The organism is Sporomusa sp., assembly GCF_057736855.1.
This window is the reverse complement of sequence record NZ_JBYKYF010000371.1, coordinates 1-2,569: the sequence shown is the minus strand read 5'-3', so window position 1 is coordinate 2,569 and position 2,569 is coordinate 1. Positions and strand designations below refer to the sequence as shown.

Here is a 2,569-nt window from a genome sequence, read left to right as displayed (position 1 = left end):
GCACGCGTTAGCGTGAATGCTTCGATCCAGGGAATTATACTTTATGGACAATTAAATAGTGCGGCGGTTTTCAAAAAGCATTGCTAAATGATTTAATACCATATTCCAGTCATGATAACGCTGGGTCCATTTTTTATGATATTATTCGCTACTAGATAGAGCATTTCGCGCTAAGGGACGTATTGTTTATTTCACTTCAGGTGGTCTTTTTTACTAGGTGGGTTTTCTTTGACGCTTACTTATATTTCCATGCATCCACTCTGCCCCTGAATTTTTTTATTATCAACATCTAGGCCAAATGTTACTCTGGCCACAAATTTTTCGCTGTGATCTAGTCGGTCAGACTAGATCATTTTTGCCAGGGATACTGTGTATACGGATATAAAAAGAAAACATTATGTTGTGTACATATCTTTTCTCCCTGCCACAGCCACTTAGGTACCACAACAGAGTGAATTGGTAGCGTTAAGTGCTTAGACACAGCCTCTACTAAAGCAATACCTTGTTGAATATGCTGATACGTCGTATCACTACCTAAATTGGTATTGCTGATAAGACTAGATATCTTAAGACCACATGCATTTTCAATCTGCCGATATACTTCCAGTACACCTTCAACCGTACTGGTAAATGGACGTAGAACGTTTACCACAAGCATGGCCTGGTACGGAATATCAACAATTTTTTCGAAGAATTGTCCCAACACGATGGCGGAGTCTCTCCCGCCAACATCCATTACCACTTTATAATCATTTTGGCCAAGCATCTTATTTAGATTATGAGGAAGCACTGGCAGTTCTGCGTTTGTCAGCCTTTGATCTGCAGCTATAACCTCTACGCCTTGCTGCTCCAATAAATTTCTATGCTCACGACTATGGAAATAAGGCTTTACAATGTCCATATCAATAAGTGCAGTATTATAACCCAGCTTCTTCAATTGCAAAGCATAATTTATAGCAAGCTCAGTTTTCCCGCTTCCATACTCTCCAAGAAATATAGTTAATTTAGAACTACTATTTACAAACACACTTTTCTCAGTGTTAACTTCCATTTATTTCACCCCGCCTCTAACTAAATTTAGGCAGGGAAACAGCCCGTAATCATGTCTCCCTGCCTAAACCAAACCATATCCAAAAACCATATCATAACAGCTCGCAAAGATTGCAATATTTAATTTTTAGAGTTTTTAATATCATGTACAAACTGTACGCCGCGCATAACGGCTTGCATGTTAGGCTCAACTACTTCCGGTTTTTTAACAAAATTTTTAGCAAGTGTCTTTCTAACTTCCTCAAGATGAACCATATCAGTCGCACCGATCAATGCTCCTAACGCAACCATATTAGCATACCGTGCATTGCCGACTTCCAAAGCAAGGTCGTTGAGAGGAACATAGTAAGCAGTTATATCATCCCGTGTAACAGAAATATCGCTGAGTGATTTATTGATTATTACCACTCCGCCAGGTTCAACTGCTGGCTCAAATTTTTCAAGCGAAGGCTGATTCATTGCAACCAAAACGGTTGGTTTGGATACAACCGGCGAAGCAACTGCGTTGTCCGAAACAATCACTGAACATGAAGCTGTACCGCCGCGCATTTCTGGTCCATAGGCAGGCATCCAGGATACCTGTTTTCCAGCCAACATCCCTGCATAAGTTACCAATCGTCCAATAAGTAATACTCCTTGTCCACCGAATCCTGCACAAATTATTTCATGTGTCATTATTGTTTTCCCTCCGAATTCTTAAAAACTCCTAGGGGGAAGTATGGCATCATGTTTTCTTCAACAAACTTATTGGCTTTGACCGGACTCATCCCCCAGTTCGTCGGACAAGTAGACAACACTTCTACAAATGTGAAGCCTTCACCACGGAGTTGTTTTGTAAATGCTTCTTTAATAGCCGCTTTGGCTTTGTTAACATTTGCCGGAGTGTTTACAGCAACTCGCGCGATATACCTAGGCGCTTCCAATGTAGCTAACATTTCCGATATCCTTATCGGCATACCCGCTAACTCTGGTTTCCGCCCATAAGGTGAAGTTGCTGTAACTTGGCCTTCAAGCGTCGTAGGAGCCATCTGTCCGCCTGTCATTCCATAAATCGCATTATTGATAAATATTGCGGTAAAATTTTCGCCACGCATAGCGGCATGCACAATTTCTGCACAGCCAATAGCAGCCAGGTCACCATCACCCTGATAGGTGAATACCACCGCATCAGGTTTCACCCGTTTAACAGCAGTAGCCACGGCTGGTGCCCGCCCGTGAGCGGCTTGAATCGCGTCAAAATTAAAATAGTTATGAGCAAGAACCGAGCACCCTACGGGATCAACCAATATGGTCTTTTCAATAACATTCAGTTCCTCAATTACTTCAGCAATCAGCCTGTGAATAATGCCGTGATGACAGCCAGGACAATAGTGAGTTGGTGTATCTTTTAACCCTTGAGTAATGGCAAATAGTTTTTCTTCCATCCTACTCTCCTCCTTCAGCAACGATTTTCAGTATTTCTTGATATAGTTCATCGGTTGTAGGCATGTTGCCGCCTGTCCGACCGTAGAAATGTACG

3 protein-coding genes are annotated in these 2,569 nt (G+C 41.9%); all 3 read right to left on the bottom strand.

Translation table 11 applies throughout. From position 1 onward, the window contains the following. Positions 1-349: 349 nt before the first annotated feature. The 3 genes from AC29Z1_RS16370 to AC29Z1_RS16360 all read right to left on the bottom strand — a co-directional run bounded on the left by AC29Z1_RS16370 (position 350) and on the right by AC29Z1_RS16360 (position 2,474). Complete coding sequence (locus AC29Z1_RS16370) at positions 350-1,051, bottom strand: nucleotide-binding protein (RefSeq protein ID WP_488272519.1); 702 nt, start codon at positions 1,049-1,051, stop codon at positions 350-352. Positions 1,052-1,170: 119 nt separating this feature from the next. Beyond that, positions 1,171-1,725, bottom strand: a complete 555-nt coding sequence (locus tag AC29Z1_RS16365) for a 2-oxoacid:ferredoxin oxidoreductase subunit gamma family protein (RefSeq protein ID WP_488272518.1) — start codon at positions 1,723-1,725, stop codon at positions 1,171-1,173. Next, complete coding sequence (locus tag AC29Z1_RS16360; protein WP_488272517.1) at positions 1,725-2,474, bottom strand: thiamine pyrophosphate-dependent enzyme; 750 nt, start codon at positions 2,472-2,474, stop codon at positions 1,725-1,727. The genes AC29Z1_RS16365 and AC29Z1_RS16360 overlap by 1 nt, the downstream gene beginning before the upstream one ends. Positions 2,475-2,569: the final 95 nt, after the last annotated feature.